This window comes from Leifsonia sp. CL147, assembly GCF_900114565.1.
Classification (GTDB): domain Bacteria; phylum Actinomycetota; class Actinomycetes; order Actinomycetales; family Microbacteriaceae; genus Leifsonia.
The window spans coordinates 35,215-60,689 of sequence record NZ_FOTM01000015.1; the positions used below are offsets into that span (position 1 = coordinate 35,215).

At 64.2% G+C, this 25,475-nt stretch carries 19 protein-coding genes; 8 read left to right on the plus strand and 11 right to left on the minus strand.

Translation table 11 applies throughout. The annotated features are described in order from the left end of the window. Positions 1 to 16: 16 nt before the first annotated feature. From BM287_RS12980 to BM287_RS12995, 4 genes are read right to left on the minus strand one after another with little or no spacing between them, the layout of a single operon-like run. The gene (locus BM287_RS12980) at positions 17 to 1,261 is read right to left on the minus strand and encodes a TIGR02679 family protein (RefSeq protein WP_170857544.1); all 1,245 of its coding nucleotides are present in this window, start codon (positions 1,259 to 1,261) and stop codon (positions 17 to 19) included. Continuing rightward, positions 1,258 to 5,379: a TIGR02680 family protein gene (locus BM287_RS12985; protein ID WP_090040389.1), complete on the minus strand. Its 4,122-nt coding sequence runs from the start codon at positions 5,377 to 5,379 to the stop codon at positions 1,258 to 1,260. Before BM287_RS12985 ends, BM287_RS12980 begins: the two co-directional genes overlap by 4 nt. Next, on the minus strand, positions 5,376 to 6,551 hold the full coding sequence (locus BM287_RS12990; protein ID WP_090040386.1) for a TIGR02678 family protein: 1,176 nt from the start codon (positions 6,549 to 6,551) through the stop codon (positions 5,376 to 5,378). Before BM287_RS12990 ends, BM287_RS12985 begins: the two co-directional genes overlap by 4 nt. Further along, positions 6,548 to 8,146, minus strand: a complete 1,599-nt coding sequence (locus BM287_RS12995; protein ID WP_090040384.1) for a TIGR02677 family protein — start codon at positions 8,144 to 8,146, stop codon at positions 6,548 to 6,550. Before BM287_RS12995 ends, BM287_RS12990 begins: the two co-directional genes overlap by 4 nt. Positions 8,147 to 8,878: 732 nt before the next feature. Between BM287_RS12995 and BM287_RS17610 the strand changes: the two genes are divergently transcribed. Together BM287_RS17610 and BM287_RS13005 are read left to right on the plus strand one after the other, a co-directional pair. Then, positions 8,879 to 10,513 (plus strand): hypothetical protein, encoded by a 1,635-nt coding sequence (locus BM287_RS17610; RefSeq protein WP_139230678.1) that lies wholly within the window; start codon positions 8,879 to 8,881, stop codon positions 10,511 to 10,513. 89 nt (positions 10,514 to 10,602) lie between these two features. Continuing rightward, positions 10,603 to 10,854 carry a hypothetical protein gene (locus BM287_RS13005; protein WP_090040374.1) on the plus strand — a complete coding sequence of 84 codons (252 nt, stop codon included), beginning with the start codon at positions 10,603 to 10,605 and terminating at the stop codon, positions 10,852 to 10,854. A 59-nt stretch (positions 10,855 to 10,913) separates the two neighbouring features. Here BM287_RS13005 and BM287_RS13010 read toward each other — a convergent pair whose 3' ends face one another. Both BM287_RS13010 and BM287_RS13015 read right to left on the minus strand, forming a co-directional pair. Continuing rightward, complete coding sequence (locus BM287_RS13010) at positions 10,914 to 11,753, minus strand: hypothetical protein (RefSeq protein WP_090107324.1); 840 nt, start codon at positions 11,751 to 11,753, stop codon at positions 10,914 to 10,916. A gap of 114 nt (positions 11,754 to 11,867) precedes the next feature. Beyond that, positions 11,868 to 13,016, minus strand: a complete 1,149-nt coding sequence (locus tag BM287_RS13015; RefSeq protein ID WP_090040372.1) for a DNA cytosine methyltransferase — start codon at positions 13,014 to 13,016, stop codon at positions 11,868 to 11,870. A 51-nt stretch (positions 13,017 to 13,067) separates the two neighbouring features. On the opposite strand from BM287_RS13015, the gene BM287_RS13020 reads away from it, so the two are divergent. Both BM287_RS13020 and BM287_RS17615 read left to right on the plus strand, forming a co-directional pair. After that, positions 13,068 to 13,361, plus strand: coding sequence for a helix-turn-helix transcriptional regulator (locus tag BM287_RS13020; protein ID WP_090040370.1), 294 nt, complete (start codon positions 13,068 to 13,070; stop codon positions 13,359 to 13,361). A gap of 43 nt (positions 13,362 to 13,404) precedes the next feature. Then, positions 13,405 to 15,015, plus strand: coding sequence for a hypothetical protein (locus BM287_RS17615; RefSeq protein ID WP_139230679.1), 1,611 nt, complete (start codon positions 13,405 to 13,407; stop codon positions 15,013 to 15,015). 46 nt (positions 15,016 to 15,061) lie between these two features. Here the strand turns inward: BM287_RS17615 and BM287_RS13030 are convergent, their stop codons facing one another. Beyond that, a complete protein-coding gene (locus BM287_RS13030; RefSeq protein WP_090040365.1) occupies positions 15,062 to 15,487 on the minus strand; it encodes a very short patch repair endonuclease in 426 nt (141 codons plus the stop codon). A gap of 1,523 nt (positions 15,488 to 17,010) precedes the next feature. On the opposite strand from BM287_RS13030, the gene BM287_RS13040 reads away from it, so the two are divergent. The 4 genes from BM287_RS13040 (at position 17,011) to BM287_RS17975 (ending at position 22,486) form a co-directional block, all read left to right on the plus strand. Next, positions 17,011 to 19,587, plus strand: a complete 2,577-nt coding sequence (locus BM287_RS13040; RefSeq protein ID WP_090040502.1) for an AAA family ATPase — start codon at positions 17,011 to 17,013, stop codon at positions 19,585 to 19,587. Between the two features lie 506 nt (positions 19,588 to 20,093). Next, the gene (locus BM287_RS13045; RefSeq protein WP_090040358.1) at positions 20,094 to 21,257 is read left to right on the plus strand and encodes a tyrosine-type recombinase/integrase; all 1,164 of its coding nucleotides are present in this window, start codon (positions 20,094 to 20,096) and stop codon (positions 21,255 to 21,257) included. Positions 21,258 to 21,317: 60 nt separating this feature from the next. Continuing rightward, entirely contained in the window at positions 21,318 to 21,893 is a 576-nt protein-coding gene (locus BM287_RS13050) for a hypothetical protein (RefSeq protein WP_090107328.1), read from the plus strand. Between the two features lie 284 nt (positions 21,894 to 22,177). Beyond that, a complete protein-coding gene (locus BM287_RS17975) occupies positions 22,178 to 22,486 on the plus strand; it encodes a hypothetical protein (RefSeq protein WP_211772978.1) in 309 nt (102 codons plus the stop codon). A gap of 77 nt (positions 22,487 to 22,563) precedes the next feature. Here BM287_RS17975 and BM287_RS18105 read toward each other — a convergent pair whose 3' ends face one another. The 4 genes from BM287_RS18105 to BM287_RS13070 all read right to left on the minus strand — a co-directional run bounded on the left by BM287_RS18105 (position 22,564) and on the right by BM287_RS13070 (position 25,423). Then, complete coding sequence (locus BM287_RS18105) at positions 22,564 to 22,779, minus strand: hypothetical protein (protein WP_244528262.1); 216 nt, start codon at positions 22,777 to 22,779, stop codon at positions 22,564 to 22,566. Positions 22,780 to 22,848: 69 nt separating this feature from the next. Continuing rightward, positions 22,849 to 23,520, minus strand: coding sequence for a hypothetical protein (locus BM287_RS18110; protein WP_244528264.1), 672 nt, complete (start codon positions 23,518 to 23,520; stop codon positions 22,849 to 22,851). 86 nt (positions 23,521 to 23,606) lie between these two features. Continuing rightward, positions 23,607 to 24,668, minus strand: coding sequence for a TolB-like translocation protein (locus tag BM287_RS13065; RefSeq protein WP_090040348.1), 1,062 nt, complete (start codon positions 24,666 to 24,668; stop codon positions 23,607 to 23,609). Between the two features lie 278 nt (positions 24,669 to 24,946). Further along, a complete protein-coding gene (locus BM287_RS13070) occupies positions 24,947 to 25,423 on the minus strand; it encodes a DUF2510 domain-containing protein (RefSeq protein ID WP_090040345.1) in 477 nt (158 codons plus the stop codon). Positions 25,424 to 25,475: the final 52 nt, after the last annotated feature.

The following is a 25,475-nucleotide window of genomic DNA, read 5'->3' on the forward strand; positions in this document are numbered from 1 at the left end:
ACCGATCAACAGCCACCTAGCGTTCCTCGAGATCTTCCAAGAGCTCCTGAAGAACCGACTCCTCTTCGACCCGAAGGCGGAACTCCTGCATTGCGGCCGACAGACCGGGATCCCAAGGCGTCTCCCCCACCATTCCCGTGAAACTCGAGAACGACTCCCCACCCGCGCACGCGGCACGGTAGTGCTTCTCGTCGAAGCGCCACGGCGACCACGGCACCCTACGTGCCAAGGTTCGCGCGATCGAGACACCGCCCGCATCGAAGTCACCGTGGTAGCGCAGACGGGAACCGCCCTCGATCAGCCGGCTCAGCAAGCGGACCACAGCAGCGCCCGGCTGTCCGTTCACACACACGAGCGCCGGCGCCGAACCCCGAAAGCGGTCTGCAGCCGATGCGATGACCGCGGGGTTCTCACACACCCAGACCACCCCCGGGCAGACGCCGATGTCATCGACGGCCAGCTGCCGATAGGTCAGCACGGCCGGCTGACCCGAATCGGATAGTGCCGCCAGGGCTCGGGCCGTCGGTGACGAGTCGCCGCCGGGAAGTCCCAGTGCGATGACTGTCGAGGAGAGGTCGTCCACAACGACGCCGCACGCAAGCCATGCTTCCCGTCGGTCGTGGGCGCTCGACGGGCTGGGCCGCTCCCCGAGCGCTGCGGCGAGGCCCGCCGCCAGCGCACCGAGCGTCGTCTTCGGGTCGAGCGCGTGGGCGTCCCCGAAGAGCCGCGCAGCGAGCACCCCCAGCACCTCCCCTTCCGCGGGGAGCGCTTTGGCCAGCATCACAAGCTGACCTGCCAGACGACTGGCCTCGGCCGGCGACCGAACGGCACGTTTGAGCGTGCCCCAGCGCTCGGCCTGCTCCACCCAATCTGCGAGCTGAAGGTGGATGCCGGTGACCTGGCGGAGCACGTGGGAGGCCTCATCCCAGGCTTCGCGCTCGGCTCGGCGTTCGTCTGGTCCGATCACCGGCCCTGTGAGGGCGACGACGGCGGACTCCAGCCCGTCCGGCCAGGCTCCGCGACGCAGCTTCGCGTCGAGCATCTCCAGCGAGACCGTCGCGCTGGACCCCGTGCGGACGGGATTCCCGAACAGCCGGGAGACGGCGATCCGCTCCGCGGTGCTCGCGGACCGTTTGCTGACGGTGCCGGTCAGAGAACCCTTCTGTTCCAGGCGCGATCGCAACCGGTTGAGCAACCACGCGGTGTCCGGCGTGCCGAGAACTCCGCGCAGCCGCTCAACGTGGGAAGCATCCTCGCTCACCACAGTTCACCCGCTGCGCCGGCGGGCTCGCCGATCGACATGCGTTCGACTGCCTGCGTGCGCTGCCGGCCATCCCACCTCCAGCGCTGTACATGAACGGCGTTAGCACCGTCGAAGCGCGTGAGCTGTGCGATGGAAAGCCCGGGAACCTCGGGATAGCATCCCCACTCCCGCTCGCTGGTCATGACGACGTCGAGGTCGAACTCCGCCAAGAGCCCGAGGCAGTCGGCTCGGGCACTGTCGTCGACTCCCGCGAAAGCCTCGTCGAGCATGATCAGCCGCGGCGCATGGCGGTTCGCAGCGGTTCGGTAGTGGGAGGAGGCGGCGGCGAAGAGCGGGATGCTCGCCGCCAGCACGCGCTCCCCACCGGAAGCGGGACCCGTCGCCGGTTTCCACTTTCCGCCCTGCAGACGCTCGACGGCGAAGCGGTGCCAGCGCCGGTAGTCGAGAGCTTCACCGAGGTGGTCGTACCAGTTGCCGCCCTCGTCCGCGTCCCGGACCTCCGCGATCCGCGCCTGCAGGAACGCACCCAGAACGGTGCGGTCCTCCTCGCTCCAGACATCCGCCGTCGTTCCGAGGATCCGCCGCGCCTCGGCGAGGCCCGCAGGACCGTCGGCGCGCGGCCTCCACAGAACCCGCAGGATCATGCCCGTGGAGGTGGGGCGGTTTCGCAATTCCTTGTTCAGCTCGACACTCTGCTGGTCGGCCTCGCCGATCAGCTCCGACAGCTGAGCCCCGACCTCGGCGACGAGGTGGGTCTGGATGATCTCCCGCTCCTTGGAGTTGAGCAGACGCTCATGCTCTTCGATACGCTCGCCCAGCTGGGCTGCTCGGTCGACGAGCAGCATCTCTTTGCCCGACACCGTGACGACCACGCGCACGCCGTCGTCGGTCGGGATGTACGCCGCCTCGTCCCCATGACGGCCGAGCGAACGCTGGAGCTCGGTGAACTCGGTGTGGACCTGCGACAGAAGCCGGTTGTACCGCTCGACCGACGCGTCGACGTTCGCGAGTTCGGCATCGAGGGCGCGTGCGAACAGCACGCCGGAGGTTACCGGCCACTCCGCTCCTTCGGGTTCCTCAGCTGCGAGCTCGGCCACGCGCGCCAGCCCGAGCGCTGTCGTTCGACGGAGGCCCTCGACGGCTGCCACTCGGGCGGTGTTGCTGCGCTCCTGGTCGCCTCGCAGCCCGTCGAGCCTCTCACTGAGCCGGATGCGCGCGTCGCTGAACCCGCGCTCCTCCCGATCCAGCCGCGAGAGTTCTCCTTCCACCTTCTTGATGCGGTGTGCGTTTTCCGCGACGCGCTGCCGATGGAGTTCCACGTCACTGCCGACAGACATCCGCAAGGCGTCGGCGTGCGAACGTTTGGCGATCAGATCGGTATCCGCGGACTCCTTCGCTTCCGAGGCACGAGCAGCATCCTGCTGAGCCTGCTCTCGTCGTTCTGCGGAGCGCACCGACTCTCTCTCGGCGGTTGCGAGCCGGTCCAGGTCGTTCCAGGCGGTCTCGGCGCGTCGCTCGTACACGGACAGCGCCCCATCGAGCGCTCGAATGCTCTGCGCGTCCGCGGGAAGCCCGAGGACCTCCGCGTCCAACCGAAGTTCTTCCGCAGCCGACCGAGCGCGGTCCGCGGCAACCCGGACCGCCTCACGAGCCGCGGTCAGCTGCACCTCGCAGCGTCTCACTTGCTCGGCAGCGGCGTGAGCGGCCCGATCCGCGTCTTGCAGCGCTTGCGGGTACGGGATCGCTGCTCTCTCCCGTTCGACCGTCGCTGCACGTCCGGCAATCGCGGCCAGGATCTCCTCAACCGCGGACCGCTCGGCGAGGAGCCGGTCGCGTTCGAGGCGCGCCTCAGCGAGCCGGCGCTCGCGCGCGGCCGATCGGGCGGTCTCGCCGATGAACCGTGCGGTCTCGGTGGACCATGCACCGTAGGCCGCTCCGAGGCGGTAACGGCCGGAGGTACCCACCCACACCGGCGCGGGATCCGCATCCGGCCCCTCGCTCAGAGCAATGCTTCGGAGCACCATCGTGATCGTGGGTTCCGTCACCGGAGAACCCGTCGGAGGCTCCGCGATCAGGACGTCGGCGAGAGTCCGACCCGGCGCGCCCGGCGCAGGCGCCCCGGTCGCGAGCAGGAGAAGCTGGCCGTCTTCGGCGCTCCGGACGGAGCCGTCGGAGACGACGGCAGCGGTGAGAAATCCGCTCGCCTCGAGCGCCGCCTCCAGTCCGGCACGAGCTGCGTCGTCGACCTCGTTGCGAAAACTCACCGCCCGCCACAGCGGGATCGACTCCGCCGGTGCTGCGCGGTGCATCGAGGGCACCTCAGGCTCGACGGATTCTCCGGACTCCAGCGCCTCGATCTCGGTCTGGAGCTCGTCGCATCGACGGACCAGCTCCTCCACCTGGATCTCCGCGGAGGCGCGCTGCGCCCGCAGATCGTCCATCACCTCGTCCGCGGACGCGCGGAGCGCCTTGACCGCCGGGTTCTCACCGGTCCGGACCCGGACCCAATCGGCCAGCTCTTCGAAAGCGGCAGCGGAGATCGACAGTTCCGTGAGAGCGGCGAGCGTGATCTCCACCTCAGACAGATAGGAGTCGACCGCTTCATCGACCGCGGCATCGGCGACGACCCGCTCCTCCATCGCATCCGACCGTCGGGTCTCGGCCTCGGCCTCGCGGAGCGCGCTCTGGGCCACGGCGGCCTCGGCTCCGGCCACTGCCTCGAGAAGCGCCTTCACCCGCTCCAGTGCCTCGCGCATGCGGCCGATCTCGGCGCTGGTGGCCGCACGATCCTCCTCGATCGCGTCGGCCAGCTGCTCGGCCGGCACCTGGAGCAGCTCGTCGTGGCGACGCGTGACCCCGGCTGCGGCGCCCGCCTGATCGGCAGCGCGTGTCGCGTCGTGTGCACGACGACGCGCCTGGTCCGTGCGATCGTGATCGGCGTCAGCCTCCTCCCGCGCGACATTGAGGCGGTCTTCCGCGCGCTTCTTCGCGTCGCTCGCCAAGTCAGCGCGCTCGTCCGCCTCCTGGGCCGCCGTCACTGCCATCTCCAGCAAGCGCTCGCTTTCAGCGTTCTCGCTGTCTCGCAGGGCCTCGCGTTCGCCGCTCAGTTCGACGCGTTCCTGACGCAACAGGGCGAGCTGCGTTCCGAGGTCCGCGAGTTGCTCGTCCAGCCGGTCGAGTTCCGCGGTCGCCTGGATGATGTCGCGACCATAGCGCTCGTATTCCGACTGATGGGCGCGCGGCGGCTCCGCCTGGCGCTTGAGCATCACCCTCGCGTACTCCCGGTAATGGTCCAGGAATCCGCGCACCGCCTTCTGGTCCGCGACGAGCTGCTTGACCTCGTCGCGCTCCTCGTCGAGCGACCGCAGCCCATCGGCAACAGCCTTGATCACGTCGTCCCCGACCGGAGTGAGCGCTCGCGTGAGAGCCTCCGACAGCGCAGCCTCGCTCGGCTTCTTCGACAACTGCGGGGCGCGAATCTGCAGCAAGAGCTCGATCAGTTCCGCGTACCGGCGCTCCCCCAAGCCGAAAAGCCGCTGATCGACCGCGTGCCGGTACTCGCCTTTGCTGTCGTAGACACGGCCGGAGCCTTCGAGTGCGGACGCCAGGCGGTCTCGCCCGAGCACCAGTCGCCCCTTATCGATGAGCTGCAACTGCTCGCCGACTCGCTGCTCGGTGACGAAGAACCAATGCTTGGTGATGGCGCGGCCTCTCGCGGCCTTGAGCCCGAGCCCGATTGTCGTGAAGTGCGGCTCGCCGTTCTCGTCGAGGCGCCCGAATTCCAGCCAGCTGTAGCCGACGCGTTCGTTGTTCGGGTGCTCGTCCCCGAGCAGGAGGTTCCACTCCATGCGCTTCTGGCGGTCACCGTCCGGTTCGACCCGTTGCGGCGACAGGTCGCCGTCGAACAGCAACGGCAATGTCAGCGCGAGGACCTTCGACTTGCCGGCGCCGTTGTTCCCGCGCAGCAGCAGGCGACCGTCGACGAACGGGAATTCCTCGTCCTCGTAATAGAAGAGGTCGACGATCCCCAAGCGGAGGGGCTGCCAGCGAACGCTCGTCGGGGTCTGCAACGCGGAACCGGTGGTCGGCACGGATGCAGTGGTTTCGATGGTCACAGTTTCGGATTCCCCAGGATGGTCGGCTCGGCGAGGGCGAAGCGACTGAGCGCCGGAAGCGCCTCGACCGTGTCCTCGCCACGAGTGATGAGACGGAGGGCCGCGAGCCGCGCGAGCGCGACCTCCACGAGTTCCGGTGCCGCGGCGGAGTCGCGCGCCCCGGCCCTCCAATACTTGGCGAACTGAGGCGCCCACGCGCGAACCGCGCCGACGAGGCGGTCCACATCGTGGATCACCTCACCCGATCGCGCGAGATGTTCGGCGATGAGCAGGGTCACGTGTCCCTCGGTCCCCTTCTCGGGCATGCGCACGTCACTGAGGTCGTCGTCGAAATCCACCATCGCAAGGCCTTCCTCCCGTTGTTCGGGCACCAGGCCGGTGAGCTCGGTGATACGACGGGAGATCGCTGCACGCTGACTGCGCAGGTAGGCGTTCTCCTCGTCGGTCAGCTCGGCGAAATAGAGCACCGGATCATCGAGGAGCCGACGAGTGAGGCGGTGCCGCAGGCGACGGTTGCGCAGTTCGTCGGTCGGAGCGGCCCCTCGGTCACGCATCCCGTTCAAGCGTTCGTCGAGCGTCCGGCCGCCGACGGTCGACGGACCACGACGTGTCACGAGCAGTTGCGAAAGAACGCGCCGCGATACGTCGTAGAGGGCATCTCCGGTTTCCCGCACGAAATCCTGTTCATCACCGGCGACGCGGGAGAGGACTCCCCAGTGGAGAAGCAGCTGAACCGCCGCGACCAGGTCGCCGCGCTCCTCCCGGCTGGTCAGCCCGAAGGAGAATCCGGCCGAGACCAGCTCGTCCGCGCCTCCCGCCAGGATCACCTGCTCCGCCAGGCGGCCCAACGCGATCTGACTGTCGCTGCGCTCCAGCACGGACAGGCAGAGCATCAACACGACGTACCGCCGCCTCGAGAACGGGGTCGAGGACGCCTTCGTCGCGAAGGGATGAGTCGCATCGGTGACCGTCGCCGGCTCGCGATCGAGGCGCACGACCTCGCTGTCCCGGTGGAGCACCCAGCCTGTGTTGATGTCGAACCATTCGGCCAGGTCGCCGGCATGACGGCGAACCAGCCGAAACCGGTCCGCATCGGAGGAGCGGATGAGCGGATGGCGCAGCAGAAGCCTCGCAGCGCGCTGCCGGTCATCGATGCTCGAGACGACGCTCACGATGCGCGCTCGACCGCGGTCGAGCCGAGCTGCTCTCCGGCGCCCTGGCTGAGGTCCGTGATCCGGACTCGATGATCGGGCCCCCAGAGCGTGCCCGACGCCGTCTCGAGAGCCACCATCGCATCCGAGTCGAGCTGGGTGAGTTCGATGTGCATCATGCCGTCACTGGAGGCGGTGCTCACGGTCCGCTCGCCGGGCCTCTTCGCGACGAGAGCGTCCCCGAGAAGCGAGAGGAAGAGGCCGAATGAGGTGCGGTCGAGACCCGCGAGCGCGCTGAGCCGAACCTCGCCGCGGGTGGCCAGTCGCCGTCGGGCCCGCGCGATCTGCTCCGCTTCCTGCCGCACGCGCAGGGCGAGCATCGCTCGCTCCGCTGAGCGGTCGACGACCTGATTCGGTCGGCCCTTGCGCTCGTAGCTCCCCGTGCGCCGAAGCTGCGGGGAGATCTCGACCGGCGGTGCATCCGCCCACCGTGCTCCGGCCAGCGACTGGTCTTCGTTCCATCGCTGCCAGGTCTCGGAATCGACCGTCAGATGCCGGGCCGAATAGAGGCCGAAGGCCGCACGCGCGAGTCGGTGACGGTCTTCATCGTTGTCGGCCTCCTGGAACCACACGGCGAGCCTCAGATAGTCGGTGGAACGGTCGGACCGGCCGGAACGGCGGGCGTGAACGGCCTGAACCGCGCTGAGAAGCGTGGGAATCGCTGCGAGTGCCGCCATCCGCAGCAGCTTCGCCTGGCTGTCCCGGCGCCCGTCGGAGAGGAACCAGCCGTTCAGTCCCTCCCAGCGGTTCATCCAGACGGAGAAGTAGCGGTCGGATTGCTGTGCCACCTCCTCGTCGTCGAGCACCGGCGCGTCAGCGAAGGAATCTCTGTCAGCAAGGGCGCGGAGTGCGCGCTCTACGAGGTCCGGATCGGCGTCGTGGAGCATCGATGCGATCTGGGGCCCGCGCACCGTCAGGTCGCGGATGAATCGCTCCAGGTACTCCACCAGTCGTGATTTGTAGGCGACGAATGCGTCCTCGTCGGTGTCGGTGAGATCGATCGTCCGCTGCAGCGAGCCCATGAAGGCGCTGGCGTTCTCGGCCAGCTCGGTGAAGCGGGTCGTGAGTGCGGTGAGGCTCGTCTGGATGAGCGCCACGTCGAGCTCGTCCGCGCCGATCAGGCCGAGGAACTGTCCCAGCGTCGCGGCGATGTCCTCCAGCGCCACTGTCTGCAGCGAGCCACGCCGCCCCAGCGCCTCATCGAATCGCTGCAGGGCGAGCTCGGCAGCGTCGCCGGCCCGGCTCAGCTGGAAGAGTTGCCGCTTCGAATAGAAGTCCTCGACCTGGACGACCCTCCCCGTATCCGGGGTCGCGATGAGATTCCCCCACTCGACGAGCGACTCGAGCGCGGCTGTCGTCGCCTCGATCGTCGGGACCACATCGTCGCCCTCGGCGGACCTGCGAAGCTGTGCGAGCACGTCGTCAGGGCGAAGATGAAGGTGGAACCGCTCCTTCGACGCCACGAACGCGCCGAGCACCCTCCGGTACAACTCAGCGTTCGGCGCGTTCAGGTGACTGAACACGCCGAAAGCGCCGGATGCCGAATCGGGACTCATACCAGTTGTCTATCACGATGGGGCGACAGTCAGGTCGAGGTGTCGGGTTCGGGCGATAGGGCGGGGGGTGGGACGACGACGGTTAAGGGGGGTAGGCGAACGGAGGTGGTGGGAGGGATGCGGAAAGGGTGGAGGCCACGACAAGGTGCCCCTGGAGGGACTCGAAAACTGCGACCACCCTTAAGCACTGTTACCGTGATGCCAAATTCCGCGGAATTCCGCGCTTTTTGACCTCGGCGAGATGACTGCGATCACATAGGAACTCACTCGATTGTGGGCAAATTGTGGGCAAATTAGGCCATGCGTCAAATCTGAAATCTAACCTACCGCGAGCGACAACCATTTAGGTTGTCTAGTTGCTACTTCCGCCACTCGATTCCTGGAACTGTATCCAGACTGGCGCTGATCGTCGCATCGGTCTGCATCCGGCGATGTTCAGATCTCGCCAGAAGGGCGACTATCGCGGAAGGGCTCAACAGACGCGTCCGCCCCTGACCGGCTCCGACGAGTCGAGGTCCCGGACACGCTACACGACACGAGGTTCCACCACGTGAGCGACTTAACTGCGGTATGTTCAGGGCTGCAGCTTTGCGGTGGGGCACGGGAGCGACCATGACAGAAGAGGCGGCGGAAACCGGCTCGCCATCGGGCGATTCAACGGGGACCCTTCGGCGGTGGATCCTTAGCCGTTCCTTTCGTCTCTGGCTCGCCACCCCATCAATCGTCTTAGCAGTGAGCGCGGCATTCTTGTGGGTACTTGCCATAAAGGTCTGGCTTCTAGCCCTAATGTGTACCGTTCTCAGTGTTGGATTGGCCGCGGCCTACCTGCGGCTGATGTGGAAGATCTACGTCGAGCCTGATTTTGCAGATAGGTCGACGACAGAGCCGGCGAGAGCGGAGGCAATCGATGCTCTATTGGAGAGAGTCGACCGCTTTGCGAGTATCACCGATGCTCAAGCGGTTCGATTCATCTACCTGTCAACACGCCCGCAGGAGTACTTTGATCGGATCTCGGAGTCTGTCGAGGCGCTAACTCGGTCCTTCAGCATCACCACGACAGCAACGCTCAGACTGCCCACAACGGCGCGGGAAACGGTAGTCGTTCCTTTGTTGCTACGGGGGCGCGGAACCGTCGAAGATGGCATGCGATTTGTGGGGCCGAAGGGCGACCGGCTTTCATCAATGACTCGGCTAGACACCGTCGCATATACGCTCGCTGTCACGCGCCGAGCAGTGCAGAGTTGGGGGCCAATCCCTTACTCGAAGTACTTGGGCCAGCTCGAACGCTACTTAGCATCCCTCCTCTTCTACGATGGTGTAGCCGATCCAAGCTATCTTTCGACTGCGATTGAGGCGATCAGGGAACTTGAAACAGACTCGCCGCAATTCGAGCGAGACGCTGTCGCGAAGTTTCTCGCCACCTACTACAAGCGCGAACCTATCTGTGTGGCCGTGCCGATTGAAGACATGACAACGAGGTTCGATTCAGGCGCTACGGCTCCGCGCTTCGCCGAGGTCTCAGATGAAATCACCCGCGCCGCAGAGTCACGGCATCGCTCCGCAGTTGCTGAAGAGGAACGTGGGTCTTCACAGCCGACGTACGAACGGACCCTTCGGTTATCGGCTCGTCGCAGAATCATCGCCGAATTCCACTACGACTCAACCCATTCGAGGAAGACGGCACCTCGGGCTATCGATCGGATTAGGGTCGTATTCGGCATCCGACCAACCCTGATCTCGGTGCCCCTCGTGAATGCGGAGCGCGCTGCAAGCTACCATCTCGAGGTCATCGGCCCAGAGAACACCTACCTGGCCAGGCAAAGCACCCCGAATCCCTCCGCGCCATCAGCAGCGATTTCGGGCCACGTCGTAGGCCCAAAGCGCCTAGGCCAACGACATGCCCACCTATATATTCGATCCGCATCGAAGACCGAGGACTTTGTGTATAACACGCAGTATTACGAGCGAATGCCCGGCTCGATGGGCTCGGCTGCCGCATCAGCGGGCTCGGTCACTGTGCTTGTATGGCTTGCCTTCTTCGCCGTCCTGTCGGGGCGCGGAGTGCTATTCGATAACTGGGAGTTCGCGGCGTTGGTCCTGGCGTTCCCGTCGGCGATCGGGCTGTGGCTCGGAGTGCAAACGGAGCGACGCATTGGCGAAGGAGTGCTAGCTGCGCGCGTTAGTTCTGTGGCCACTGTTGGCTTAGCAGCCATCGCCGCATGGTTCAGCATCATGCTTGGCGATGCTTCTCACAAACAGGCGTGGCTGGTGTTGGCCCTACTCGCGACGCTGAACGCCATCGCGCCGGTCGTCTCCTGGTACCAACGTGCGCGTCTGCAGTCGCATTTTGTCGAAGCCAGAGACTAACCCCGTCTTGGGGCCAGTGTCGATCTTGGGCGAGTCAGTGGCGATGCCTATACTTCGACTAACGAAAGAGATCAAGCGAGGTTTACTCAGTGGTTGAGATGGTGTTCCCAGGGTTCGGCACCGGCTGGTACTTCCCAGAAAGCCTGCAGACAGCTCCGTCGCTACCCGACCCGGCACCCAACGCCCAGATCCCCGAGTACGAGGTGTTCCTGGAGTCCATGCAGCAGGGGCTGGCGCGGGCCGAAAACGAAGCCAACGGATCCCACCATCCTGAGACTGCTCCCATTGACGTGATCGACCTCCCCGAACTTCCACCCGCCATCACCGGGAGTCGCAGCTAGAGCTAAATCTGTCTGTCGTAGCGCCACTAGGCCCAATTGAGACGATTTATTTAGCTCAACTAAGGGCGTCGAGGTTCGTGCTTGTGCCTTTCGGCAGCTCGGCGTTCGAATAACTCAGCGGTCATCCGAAGGTTGGTGGTGGTAACCGATACGAGCTGGGCGAATACGACCGTGTCGATGGGATGTTGAGAGGGTCGTTGGATCGACGCTGCGGTGATTCCAGCACCCGCCGAGACGGGTACGTTTCCGTGGGACACGGCGGCGCACACCATCCAAGTGGCATAAAGGATTGTCGGATCCTCGGGACGTAGTGCCTCACTCGCGTCCTTGACGATGCCCGACAGCCTAACGCGCGGCGAGTTTGTGATCGACTCTGCGTCGAGTCGCTTGACCGGGCCAGTGATGTCCGCAATTCTTCGCCGGAGATCTTCCAAGGAGCTAAGGTCGGGATTCTCGTCGGCGGTACGGGCGAGATCCGCCGCACTCAGGGTGTCCCACCACATGCGTTTGAGAATTCGCCCCATGTTCCCGCGGTGGCTCCCGCCGGACATCAACCAGTGCGCGGAAGCCGCGCACTCGATCGCAGCGCGTAATACGACAAAGCACGAAAGCTCAGGGGGTTCGGCGCGGTGCGCAGCCTGAAGGTATTGAGCCGCGAGTCGGAGTTGGGTGCGTATCAGTGTCGACGGCAAGAGCGTTCCTGATGCCGCGAACGATTGATCTAGCGCGGCCGCGACTCCACCCTCCTCAACTTGCACACGGTCGATGAGGTCTTGGACCTTCGACAAGTCTTTGCTCGCTTGGCTGAGTAGTCTTTGACCCTCTATCCGCCGCGCCTTCGCGCGTAGCTCCTCCATCATTGAGACGAATTGCGCAAAATCATCGTCGTCCAACGCCACGCCGGTGCCGACCCTTCTATTGCTCTGAAACCCGTTGGAGCACGTCGCTCCACGGGTCTCCCGATGCCCGATACCGGTCACCTGACATCAACGCGGCACCGTCAAAAGGTTCGACTATGCCGCCGGCTGCTCAGCCTCGGATGCATTCTCCTGCAGAACCCGCGCTACCGCGGCGGCCACGTGGTACGCCAGACGCGGCGGAACAGCATTGCCGATCTGGCGGTAGCGCGCCGACTGGCGACCCTGCCACGGGACGTCGTGAGGGAACGTCTGTATTGCGGCCGCCTCCTCTACCGTGATCCGGCGCAAGCTCGCCTGATCCGGAAGCGCGGGGAGCGCCGGCATGCCGTGTTTGAAGAGTCGCTCGTGATATGACTCAATCCAGGGATCCCCGCGGCGATAGAGCTGACCTTCGTCAACGATCGGGGTGCGGTTTCCACCCATCGTCGCTGGCAAGGTGGGCGCGGGCCGGTCCAGGTTCATAACGCGCCCCTGCCCGTTGAAGAGCATGCCGGCGTATGGCGAGCGTCGGAGTACCGGAGACTTCGCCAGCGTGATCGATGCCGTGCAGAGCGAGTCGTTTCCCTCCTCTCCAGCGGGCGGCAACTCGGCTAGCGCATCGCGAACAGTCGGGGGCTTATCGCTGCTTGGAGGATCGGGCAAAAGGAAATCAGCGCCGTCCTGCGGAACGCCAACAAGAAACATGCGCTCGCGGGCTTGGGGCACGCCCCAATGGGAAGCGTTGAGGACGACAAGTTCCACCTTGTAATCGAGTGCCGCGGTGTCCTTAAGAGCGGCAATTATGTCGGCCCAACGTCTGTTCCGCGCCAGCGCAGCCACATTCTCCATAACGAACGCTTGCGGCTTGATTCGCGCCACTAGACCGAGAAAGTCGAATACATGGCGTGATCGGGGATCATTCGGGTCCATGCGCCCGGCAACCGAGAACCCCTGGCACGGAGGTCCGCCGATCACTAGGTCGGCCATGCCTTCTTCCAAAGCGGCACCCGCAATCCGCACGTCGCCACTGACCGCAGTGTGGCCCTGAAAGCGTTTAGCGGCTTCAGCCCATTCGGGGTCTCGGACCTCGTGCAGCCTGTTGTAGGTCTGGACCGCGAATGGATCAATGTCGTTCGCAAACACCGGCGTGAACCCCGCCCGCGCGAAGCCCAGATCAAGGCCGCCCGCGCCCGAATAAAGGGACACGAACGATAGGCCATTCGCCCCGGATGTCGGGAGGACAGTGCTATGCGCTTTTGACATAGCCTCACCCTAATTGCAACTAACGACATCCGAGCGCACTAACGTCATGGCGTGTCTTCCTCGTTCACTGCCGAAGGCGACTTCCATCGAGCGCTCGCGAACCTTCTTGCAAGCAGCCGACTCGACGCGCACCTGTCGCAAGGCTCTCTTGCCGCTGAGCTCGGCATCGATCAGGCGGCTGTCTCGCGAGTTGAGTCCGGTCACCGACGATTGACAGTTGGAGAGACGTTCGCCTGGTTCGAGGCGCTTGGCTTCACCATAGACGACACATCTGACACCCTTGCGGAGCTTTGGCGTACGCATGGAGGACGCCCTCCCGGCTTTTGGACGGAGCACAATGCCTGACCTATTGGCGCGAAGTCTCGGAGAGCTTCTTAGCGAGCTCCAATTGCCTCTCGACACGGCGCTTGAGTCCGAAGCGGTCGATGCAGTGCGCGCCCTAGCGCCTCGCTTCGCTGTTAACGAGGATGACCTTGTAATTCTGCTGGATCAAGCGCTGCGAGATTGGAGCGCCTACGGGGTGGTCGCGCCTGTGCTTCGCGATTCCGTGGCAGAAGCTCTCCAAGTCGGCGCCGACTCATTCGGGGCCATCAACGGCGGCACCTATTTCGCCCTATATAAGCGCCTCCGGGCCGGCACTGACGACGCCGTGGGACTTTCGCATACTCTTGCACGACGCCTGTTATCGCGTACTAGCCTTATCGCGCATCTTCTGTCGGCAGAACGTTTGTCGTGCTCCCAAATCGCACGGCTCCTCCATTCAACGGAAAACAGCCTTAGCGTGCCTCACGCCGCTGTTCAGGTTATAGCGCGTGCACTGTCGCTACTGCCAGCACTGGACGCCGCAGAGGTCGGAGACGATCTCTGGCGCACCGACCAGGAGCGCGCGCTCACGCTTTTCCCTGACAGCAACCTCGTTGAGACATGCGAGGTGACTGGACTCGAGGCAGCGAAGTGGGCGCCCGAAGCTAACACCGCAGAGCTTCTCATCACACTGTGCCGCGCAAACGCGGCTGAAGAGATCCGCTGGCCCTATCTACAGATACTTCATTGGTGCACGACGGCGTTGGAATTCTACGACCACCCCGCAAGTTACCTATACGAGTTTGGACCACGTGGCGCTATCGGTATTGCTCTTTTTGGAAGGTACCCGACCGTCACTGGCAATCCAGTCCTGAACAACGCCAAGGCGGTTGAGACGCTTAACGCGACGTGGGCACGTAATCGCGGCGGGGATGACAGTCACGCACTGGTCGAGTTGCTCCGCCTGTTGGAATCTCTGCCTTTCAGCGCCCGGCGCCAGGTCGCGAGAGTCTTCCGTTCCTGGCTGATCCGCGTGATCGAACTTGAGACCGTCGAGCCAACGTTGCTCAATATGGTCGCCACCATCGACGACTTCACGACCGTTACCAGCTACATCACTACCTCCGAAACGAATACCCAGGGGGTCATTGAGCAGTGTGTGGTCGATTGTCTTGCGACGCTGGCTTTCGATAGACCAGGTTGGCGTTCCAAGGGCATCGGCGATGGAATCAACTGGACCAATCTCAGTCAGCACAAGCTGGGCGACGTCGAGTTCACTAACGTGAACTCGAGGACGGCGATTGCACTCGAAGCTCACGGTGGCCACTTGTCTGCCGTGTACGTTCGCGATCATCAGCGATCCCTGGCTCGAATCGTTGAACAGCGACTGGTGGATTCATGGGCGGACCTTGACGATCCCGCCAATTGGTCAATCAGGGTTGTGTTCGTGGCGCACTCCCGAGATGCCGACGGTCTGCCAGATATTGAAGTAATGCACGGCGTGAGAGTTCAGTACGAGTACATCGACTATGCGCAATTGCGTGACGCCGCGATCGGCGACGGTGACCCAGAGTGGCATCTCGCAGTATTCAACGAGTTGGTTGTGGCGGCTTTGAATAAAACAAATATCCGCCAGTCCGCGCGTGACAAGTTTGTCGAGATAATCGCTACAGGCATGCCGCCGGTCGGCATCTAGGCAGCCCTTTCAAACCTGAGCAACTCAGACTCGCTGCAGTTCGCCCCTAGAGTCTCGCGCGCCTCTGTTGCACGACGTTTCCAATTCGGTCGGCAACAAGCTGCGGCTCTTCATGCTCCCAGAAGCGCATCACCAGCCACCCTCGTTCCTCGAGAATGCGAGTCGTCTCGACATCGCGGAGGCGATTGCGACCAACCTTGCTACTCCAGTACGCAGCGTTTGTTTGTGGACTCTTGAAGTGTTCGGGGCAGCCATGCCAGTAACAACCATCGATGAAGACCACGACCTTCACTGAACGGAAAATCAGGTCCGCCGATCTTCGAAGGTCGGCTTCCGGCTTTGCGCTAACGCGGTAGCGCAATCCCTTGGCATGGACGAGCCGGCGTACAGCGATTTCGGCTTTGGTATCGCGACTCCGGTTGCCTTGCATCACCTTGCGCACGGCCGCGCTCGACGCCCACGGCACATACATACGTCAAAGGTATGCCTCCTCAGCGTTGCCCACACTCTCCTCGAACGGCTTGTACACCCCGTCACCGACGCCGGGTCTCGTAGGAACGAGTGCTGCTCCGGATAGGCCTGTGGTCCCGATTGAGAGGCAGAACAGGGAACGCGTGGTCGACCCGTTTGGCAGGTTGGGACCAAATTCGCTGAGGAAATAGAGGAGAAAGATCTAACGAAGGACGAACCAAGCGAAGGCCAATCACGAAACAGAAGCAGATATAGAACCAAAGGAGAGGTAGAACGGACCAAGACCGAGAGGAAGTAAACGAAGAGCGAATGCACGTAGGCACTTAAGTGGAGCGACCCGCGCTGGGCCGGTTCCGAAGGGGTCCCGTGTCAACCTGGTTGCAGCGGACCGCGCGATGCTCGGAGTTCGATCTTTCGCCCTACAGTCCCACCTGCACGAGGACGAAATCATCTGCTTGCGGGCAGCGGACTCGCGCCTGACGGCCATCATCGACTCTCCGTGCGCGGCCCAGTTGCCACATCCATCTCGGCCCAGGACTCTGATCGAGGACACCGCTCGCGGCGCTGCCCTGCTGAGGTTTGAGGGCCTTTCCGTCGCCCGATCGTAGCTCGCTCCCGGTGTTCCGTGCCGGGCTTTCGCGGCGTAGCCTCCTCCGCTGCGCTCCCCCGGTACTCCACGGTCCCGGCACTACGCACCTCCCACTCGCTCTCGATCACCCGCCGGAAAGGCGCTCAAAAACGATCGACCTTGGAAGTGAGTGGGATGCGGGTATTCATCATCGACACCAGCAACATGGCACCGGAACTGCAAGGCGGACTCATCGGGGTGGAAGGGCCCACCAAGCCAACTGCCGCAGAGAAGAAAGCATGCGTGGAGACCGTAAGCCAGTACGTGATGGCTGGGTGGGCGATTGCCGCGTACCCGCACACCCCTATCGGTTGGCTTGCCGCCCTCACCGCAGAGACCGCGTGCGTGCCGTTCGTCAATCTGACCCGGCTCGCGGCGCATCCTGAGCCTCCAAGAGGTTCGGCTCACACCTCAGTCGCCCTCCGGTAGGGCTTGCCCTGGGCAACTGGATCCGACGAATTTTTGGATTTGCGCGTCAAAACCTGCTGGGAAACACAACGTGTAGGTATGAGGGCATTGGTTCCGGACACCGCACCGCAGCACAGTTCGCCGGCGGGCTCCGTGGCCTACGGGTCCAGCCTGTTCCCTGCCGGCCCGGGAGAGCGCAACTTGCCGGAAAGGCCCGCCTGCGCGCCAAATGCGCGCAAAAACGCGCTCCGAACCGGAAGTAATAAGTAGAGGGACATTTCCGAACAAAGGACAAGACTGCCCAAATTCGGAAGCCAAGGGAGGGAGGTGAGTGCAAGGTGCGAGGTGGAGTAGCCAGGTGGAAGCGAGGACAGTCCTCCCACGGGGTCAAGCAAGCAGTCAACTACGCCTTCAGCGGTGTCTGTGACGCCACCCTCACCGCCAAGACCGCCGACGGTGTCATCGCCGCCGCTGGCTATGCCGACGCGATGATGACCCGGTACATCGTTGAGAACGGCGCCATCCGTGACGACCTGCTCACCCGGGAACAGCTCAAAGCCTGGGTTGACGGACTCGACCCGCTCACGGGGGAGCGCCGCGGGCGTGACCTTGAGTTCCCCGTTGCGGATCTGATTCTCGATGCGACGATCAACGCCCCGAAGTCGTTCTCGATCGCCGCCATGCTCGACCCCGACCTCGCCGCCGCTTATGAAGACCTCCAAGACCGACTCCGCGACCGGATCATCAAGCTCTGGCAGTCCGAGCTCAACGCCCGCCGCGGCAAGGGCGGAGCCATTCGCGAAGACCTCGCCCGGATCGAAGTCGCCGAACTCCGCCACGAACGCTCCCGGTCCCTGGACCCCCACAAGCACCGCCACCTCTGGCTCAACGTCAAAGTCCAAGGCGTCGACGGCAAATGGTCCAACATCGACACTCGCGTCGCGTTGCGGTTCCAGAACGTGATCAACGCTGAAGGCGACCTCGCCTCCCGCACCGACCCGGCCTGGATCAATGCTCTCGCAGCTAAAGGGTTCACGCTCAACGACGACGGGGAGATCACCCAGCTACAGCATCTGGTGCGGCCCCTGTCGAAGCGGTCCGCGCAGATCGAAGCCAACAGGGCCATCCGCACCGCCTGGTGGAAGGAGCAGCACCTTGGCCAAGAGCCCTCTCACGATGTGATGAGCCAGATTGATCACTGGGCCTGGGCTGTCGGGCGGCCCAACAAACCGGGCGACCTGGACGAAGACGACTGGGCCGCGCTTGTCCGTGAAGAACTACAGACTGCCGACCCTGCGCTGGGCATGCCGCGTTCTCCTGCGCTGCTGTCCTCTGTCGCCGTCCAGGATCTCGACCTCGAGCTGCTGGCAGCTAAAGCCGTAGTCGATGCGGACGCGCGATCGACCGGCAGCGGTGGCCGCTTCAGCATCATGGATGTACAGGCCGGCGCCCTCCGCGCGATCGCCGCCAGCGGTGTTGTCGCCGATCGGGACGAACTCGCGAAGCTTGCCGAAGAAGTCGTGGCGTACTCGCACACGGTGGCCCTCATCTCCGAACTAGACGCCCCGAAGCACGTCAAACGCCTCATGGCGGTCTCCACCGCCACGCTGAAGGCCGGCCTCGCCCAAAAGGTCGACGCGCTCTCCGCACCCGGACAGATCCTGGACACGGATCTGATCGACGCGATCGGCCGCGCCATTGAGCCCGATCGGACCCTCGACGCCGCGCAACTCGACGGGGCAGCTGCAATCGCCGGCACCTCGCGCAACGTGGTAGTGTCCGGGCCGGCCGGCACCGGTAAGACCGCGATGCTGAAAGTTGCCGGAGCCGCTCTCCGGCGACGCGGCCGAAACATGATCATTGTCGCGCCCACCAAGAAGGCTTCTGCTGTCGCGGGTCGCGAAACTATGAGCGCTTCGTCATCTCTCCACCAACTCCTCTACGACTACGGATGGCGGTGGTCGACCGCTGCGTCTGGCGCAACCCAGTGGCAGCGGCTCTCCATCGGCCAGAGTGACCCGAAATCGGGCGGTATCTATCGCGGACCCCGAATTAGCATCAACCCTGGGGATCGCGTCGTCGTGGATGAAGCCGGCATGCTGGACCTTGAGGCTGCGTCCGCACTGCTTGACGTCGTACGCGCAACCGGTGCCGGCGTGGCGCTCGTTGGCGATCAGCAACAAGCCCTGCCGGTCGGACACTCGGGTGCCATGGCGTTGTTCTGGCACCGGTCTTCGCGCCGCGTCGAGCTCACGAGTATCCACCGATTCAAGGATCCAGCTTGGTCCGAGCTCACGCTTCGGCTTCGCCAGCCCGACAGCGAGGACCAAACACGCGAGGTTGCTGAGGACCTCGTCGGAACCGGTCATGTCGTGCTGACGGATAGTGATGCCGCAGCGCGCGAAGCGATGGTCAACGGATGGTTCGAGGCCACCCGGCGGCACGAGACGATCGCGCTAGTGACGGCGACGCACTCTGAAGCGCAGGAGATCAGCGAAGCAATCCAGCGCCGCCGACTCGAAGTCGGGGCGATCCGCCCTGAGCGAGCATTTTCTGGACAATCGGGTCAGGCGATCTTCGTCGGCGACGTCGTTCAAACCCGACGCAACGACCGGGTTTCTGACGTCCAGAACCGCCAGAACTGGGTCGTGAAGACCATCGGTGCGGACCACCTGGTCCTTGCGGCGAGCTCCGACACGACCGATCTGAGGAGGGTCAACCTCGACTACGCCGCGTCGCACATGCACCTCGCCTACGCCACAACGGTGTACGGAGTCCAGGGGGAGACGACCGACCGCGCCCTCGTCGGGCCGGGAGTCGACGCCGCAGGACTCTACGTTGGCCTCACTCGCGGGAAGCAGCACAACGCCGCCGTACTAGTCGCGCCGACGTCCGAGTCCGCCAAGGCCCAGCTGGTAGAGACCATGCAACGCCAGCCGCTGGAAGAGACGATTGGGAAATCGCGAGCGGCAGCACGGGCCGAGCTAAAGCGAGCTGCCCAGAACCCAACAGGACCGGTCATCAATACGGCCGCCCGTGGACTAACAGCGGCCGGCCTCAAGTGATCGATCCGAAGTGGCTAACTGGCCAAACCCCTTGCGCGCCAATCGCGGCCGACCAAGTTGACTCCATCCAGAGTCCCACCCTCAGGATCGAAACCGAAGATTGCCATGCCGAGGTGATCAGCTCTATCGACCGCATGCGGGAGAGCGCCGTGGCGAATGAAGATCAGCCCCCGGCGCCCATCTGCTGCGACAGTCCTCCCAGCTCGTTCGACGACGTCGAGTCCGAGGTTCCCTCGCTTGTTCTCGACCCAACCGAGATAGCCAGACGAATACACGGCGCAGATCTGGCGCGATTCACCCGTTGCCACGACAGCGTCCGAAGCACCGAGGTAGCGCATCCACTCCCGGCAAAGCTCCACGGCCTCGTCGTCGGTCGCTCCTCGCGGCCTTGGTTCAGGTGTCTCTCTCACACATCCAGAGTGCACCCATCCTCAGATGCTCGGCGACCCGCATCAAGACCGCCCACGCGCGCCACCCTCGTCGGTGGCAAGAGTTAAGTTCTGCAAGTGGGAAGCATCGACGCTTACGAGTCGGCCAAGGGCCGGCGCTATCGTGTGCGCTGGCGCGACCCCGAGCATCAACAGCGCGAGAAGCGAGGGTTCCGCACAAAGCGTGAAGCGGAGCTCTATAACGCGACGGTCGAAGTAGCGATGATGAAGGGGACCTACTTCGAGGCGTCTCAATCCAAGATCACTGTCGGTGAGCTTGCCGAGGAATGGCTCGCCAACAAGGAGCAGGCCCTCAAACCCTCCAGCTTCTCCCCCATCCGCATCGCGTGGCGCGTCTATGTCGAGCCGCGTTGGGCCGCGACACCGATCGGCGCGATTCGCCCCTCCGCGGTGGAGAAGTGGATCCGAGAACTGAGCCAGGGCAAAGCCGTCACAGTGCGAGTCCGCGTAGGCAACGCCGGTAAGCCACGATCAGCTGGAGTCGTCCTTCGGGCCGTTGGGATCCTCGCCGGGATCCTCGATGTTGCGGTACGTGATGGCAGGATTCCGGCGAACCCGGCTCGGGGTGCGAGCAACCTTCCACGCAAGGGAACCAAGAAGCGTCGCCGGTACCTCACCAACGAGGAGGTCTTCCGCTTCGCACGAGCGGTGCCCGATGACAAGCGCAGCGTCCTCGTGTTGACACTGGCCTACACCGGCATCCGCTGGGGCGAAGCTGTCGCGCTCACCGTGAACGACATCGACCTCGACCGTTGCCGTCTCGCCATCCATCAGACTGCGACAGAAGTGGACGGGCTCATCCATGTCGGACCGCCAAAAAGTTGGGAGGCTCGGTCCGTACCCTTCCCGGCGTTTCTGGCGCCTCGCCTCGAGGCGCTCATCGCTGGGAAGAAGGGGACCGAGCTCGTGTTCCCCGCCCGCGCCGGAGGATACCTTGCTCGACCAGACACCGCCTGGAACCGGCAATCCTGGTGGCTAACCGCTTTGCGCGATGCGGGGCTTGAGCACATGACCCCACACGACCTCAAGCACACTGCCGCCAGCCTGGCCGTGAGTGCCGGCGCCAACGTCAAAGCCCTTCAGCGAATGCTCGGGCATAAATCGGCCGCGATGACACTGGATACCTACGCGGATCTCTTCGAAGATGACCTTGGCTCGGTGGCCGACCGACTCAACGAGAGGGTTCTTGCGGAGAGCGGAGGAAGCCTGTGGACCAACTGAACCTTGGTGGGGCCGAGCCGACTATACTGGATTGAGTATAGTCGCTAGGAGGTGATCGGCATGGCATTCGCGGATCTCATTCACGCTGCGCGTGCGGTGTCCGGATATAGTCAGGCGGAGATCGCCGACCGGGCGGACACGTACCAACCGATCGTCTCTGCCGTGGAACGCGGCAAGAGAGACACCGGGGTCGCCTCCGCAGCGCACCTCGCGCGCGCTGCCGAGCACCGCCTCCTGCTCATACCAACTACACATCCGAGCGCTGTCGAAACGGCGGCGAGAATCGCGGACTCCCTGAAGGAAGGCAGCAGAGACGGCGCATTCCGGGCGCTTCTCGACCTCTCCGATGGGCTAGCCAAGGAAGCTCCCTTGGTCGTCGCCGCCCTCGTCGTCGCCGAGCCACGAAGCACTGGCAGCCGAGAGTGGGACGCTGCGTTGTCCGGAACTGTTGCGTACCAACTTCGCCAAGCGGGCCTCCCTGCTGCTAGATGGACGAAGCAAGCGGTTACCGATGACCGTGACCTGCGAGCCCCGCACCTGCACCCTCTGGATGATGCGCCAGACGTCTCCCGCGTTCCGCCCGAGTTCCTGGAGCGCGGCATCCTGATCGAGGAGGGAACGCTGGCAAGTGTCTGATCAAACTCCGGGGCTCGACCGCGAGTCACTCATTGCCGGACTGAACGATCTCATCCAGCGAATACGGGCCGCGGAGATCGGGCCCGCTCGAATAAGTATCGTCGGCGGCGCCGCTCTCGCGCTCTCCCACGTGGACCGCCGACGGGACGGTCGACGTCGACGCGCGATTAGAACCACACGACGCACTCGTTCGTATCGCAGAGCGGGTAGCGGTCGAGCGGGATTGGCCTGCAGACTGGCTAAACTCGAACGCCTCTCAGCTCTTCCCTGACTGGGGCAAGTCCGTGGACTGGCGACCGCTCTACGACCGCGACGGCATCAGGGTAGAGGTAGCGCCGGCGGATGCGCTCCTCGCCATGAAACTCCGCGCCGCGATGAGCCGGCCCGGACGCGACACCGCCGACATCGTCAGCCTAGTCGCAGAGCTTGACATCGAAAGCGCCCACGACGCCGAATCTATCTTCTCGGCCTACTATCCTGGCGACGCGCTGAACGACCGTGTCTACGCACTCGTGGAACGTGCCGTGGCGCACCGCGCAGAATTCCAAGGCACGACCCTTCCCGAACCGAAGTTGGATTCAAAGGCACCGTGACTCTTGGCGGTCTCGCGACCGTGCCGCTCCAAACGGACGGAAAGGTCGGCGCGAGCGGAACTCCGACCAACGGCCCGCTAGCGCTCCGCCAGATCTCGCGAGAGCTCCTGAAGGACCATCGAATTCGAACAACCGCTGCTCAGCTGCGCACCCTCGGGCCCGACCATCCCGACACCCCTGACACCCGCAACAACCTCGCCCACCGGCAAGGCCAGGCGGGAGACCTGGTCGGCGCCATCACCCAATTCGAGCACCTTCTGGCCGACCGACTGCGTGTTCTTGGACCCGACCACCCCGACACCCTGAGCACCCGCAGCAACCTCGCTTACTGGCGCGCCCGTGTGGGCGAGGTCGCCGTGGGCTTACTTGTTCTTTGCGAGCGAGTCGATATGGTTGAGCACGTGCTTGGTCGTCAGAGTGCCGATCGCGGCTCCGTCGGAGTTGGAGTTATTGACGATGGTGACGAGGTCTCCGCGCTGCCCGACGCTGTCGTAGGTCGGATCGCTGTCAGGTGACAGCTGTGTCGTCCACCCGAGAGCGCCGTGTACACCTGGCTTGACCTCGGTGAAAGTTCCGGTGCCTTCGTTCTTCGAGCAGGACGCGATCATTTTCGTCACCGAAGCTATGACCTTGTCGGCTTCGGAGACGGACTTTGCGCGGAACAAAACCACTTGCTCGTCCCTGCCGTCGTACCCGACCTCCTGTAGCGCACCCGACTTGAATGTGCCCGCGCTGATAAGACTGCCGTTCAGCAGCCTCGCGCATTCGGCACCCAACGCGGAGGCGGCCCGGTCGAGCTGGCTGGCGTCCGGTGTTGCGGCTGCCGTCGGTACCGGCTCCGGCTCTGTTCGAACGGACCAGCTAACCCCGTGGTTGTAGGCGGCGTACTCCGCTGTCGTGGGAAGGATCTTCTCCAGTGGGGTGTGAGGCAATACTGACTTCGAGGCGGAAGCTGGTGCCACGGCGGAGCAGCCGGCGAGGCTGAGCAACGCGGCGAATGCGACGATGTAGAAGGTGCGTTTACGAGCTGGCATGACGGTCCTTTCGAGTCGGCGGACGGCGTTCACAGGCTCGGGAGAGGAAGCATCAGCTCCCGCTCCCCCAAAGGGCTCGCGCGGGGTTAGCGCCAGCCGGCGAGGACGGTGGTGTCGTCGATGCCGGTGGTTGTGTTGACGATCTGGGGTTGCCCACCCGCGAGGGGGACGGTGTAGAGGTGGCTGCCGTCGGCGGCGTGGGCGATGAAGGCGACGGTTTGTTTGTCGGGACTGATGACCGGTGATCGGACGGTGAAGCCGCTGACTTGTGGGGTGACGGCGCGGCCGTCGGAGCCCCAGTCCATGACGTTGATCTGGGCTTGCGGGAGCACGGTCGTGTCTGCCCAGATCTGTGCCGCGTCCTGGTCGACGCCGAGCCATGTCCCTGCGTCTACCCAGCTTTCGGCGCGGATTGATCCGACCCCTGGTGTGACGTTCTCTTCGTAGTGGTAGCCGCCTGGGTCTCGCGGTGTGATGGTCCCGTTTGGGGAGACCCAGTACCAGTACGGAGCACCGTCGCCGGTCTGGGGGACGTTGACGGGGGTCGGCTGGGTGGTGCCTGGGGCGGCGACGAAGAGTTTCCCGGCGCCGGTGTCCATACCGGAACCGGTGTACTGGGAGACGTAGAACGCGTCACCTGGTCCGAACATCGGGTTCCGGTACCCGGGGACGTTCGCGAACTGCCCTTGCTGGTAGAGGGAGCCGGTGACGTTGGTGAACTGGCCGTTGCTGTCGATCCATCCGGCGTTCATCAGCTTGGTGGCCGGGTCTGTTGTCGTGGCGACGACGCGGGTGAAGTCGTGGGAGAACATTGCGGCGACGACGTCTGGTGTCGGGTTCTCAGTCCGGACGAGGTCGGTGGACACCTGGGGGCCGGTGCCGTCGGTGACGGATCGGAAGCTGGCGTAGCTGCTGGTGGTGCCGGTGCTCGGGTCGATGGTGTTCACTTCGAGCGTCACCGCGCCGATGGTGGTGGTTGCTCCCATCACGGCGATGATCCCGCTGAGCTGCGGTTGCGTCGGTGTGGGTGTCGGCGCTGGAGCGTCCTGGGCAGCCGGCGGGTCGCTTGCGACGATTTTCGAGCTGGTGCCGTCGCCGGTTCGGTTGTTGACGCATCCGGCGAGGGCGACAGTCAGTGCCGCGGCCACGACTGCAGCTCTAAGCGCGACGTTAGATCTCATGGTGTTGTCCCCCCTGCGCGAAACCGGTGGCGGACGATAGCCCCGTTGCTGAGTCTGTGTCCTGTATTAGCACCGCAACCGCCGGCACTGCAGCTGCAACGGCTGCTGCCTGTCCGCGCGTCTTTCGATTCATGAACGTCCAATCTTCATCACTAGTTGCCGGATTGTTCCGTCTGCTTCGACGACCGACGAGTGCGGTGGCACGGCAATGGGCACGGGAGTCGATAGCCGTATGGTCGGGACCGTCAGAACGGAGGGTGTTTGATCGCCCCGAGGACGTGGAACAGGATCCCGAGGGGGACGCAGAGGATGATCGCGATCGCGACCGTGCAGGTGCAGACGATCCCGAGAACTAGCGCCGTCTTCGCCAACCGGCGAACATCTCCGCTGGTTCCGCCGAGCGCTCTGGCGGCGACGACGATAGTGATGATGCCGAACACGGTCGCGATCGGTGCGAACAGGAGGAGCCCGACGAGCAGCATCCCGAATAGGGCGGTAAACCCGGCCCCGACGATGCTGAACACGGTTCCGGCGATACAGAACCACAGCCCGGTCTGGCTGAGCTTGATCGCGAGTTCCGCCCCACGCTGACCCTCCGGTGTGGTCGTCACGGCGGCGCCGCGGGGACGGCGCGCGTCCGACCAGGACTCCCCCGCCCACCATCGTTCGGAGGTTGGGTCGTCAACGTCCGGGTACCACCCGGGCGGGACCGTCTGGTTCATCCTTTTCTCCTCTTGCCTCGGTGCGGCCCTCTTCACGCCCGGCCGCTATCCC